This is a genomic window from Nocardioides oceani (assembly GCF_030412965.1).
Lineage (GTDB): Bacteria > Actinomycetota > Actinomycetes > Propionibacteriales > Nocardioidaceae > Nocardioides > Nocardioides oceani.
Window position 1 is genome coordinate 1 of sequence record NZ_JAUHJQ010000342.1, and the last position, 206, is coordinate 206.

Below are 206 nucleotides of genomic sequence, written 5' to 3' on the forward strand. Positions count from 1 at the left end.
AGCTGCTGCGGATCGGCCGCGTCGAGGAGGGCGACCTCGTCGTCATCATCGCCGGCGCGCCTCCAGGCATCCCGGGCTCGACCAACGCGCTGCGCATCCACCGCATGGGCGACGCCATCACGGGCGTCGCGCCGGCGTACCGCCGCGCCACCTGAGCCCGGTCTCAGGACTTCGGGCCGATCAGCCGGTCGAGCCCGGCGACCGCG

Annotated in this window: 1 pseudogene; it reads left to right on the forward strand. The window is 74.8% G+C overall.

From position 1 onward, the window contains the following. A pseudogene (locus QWY28_RS24295) lies at positions 1–155 on the forward strand (pyruvate kinase); the annotation flags it as partial. Between the last annotated feature and the right edge of the window lie 51 nt (positions 156–206).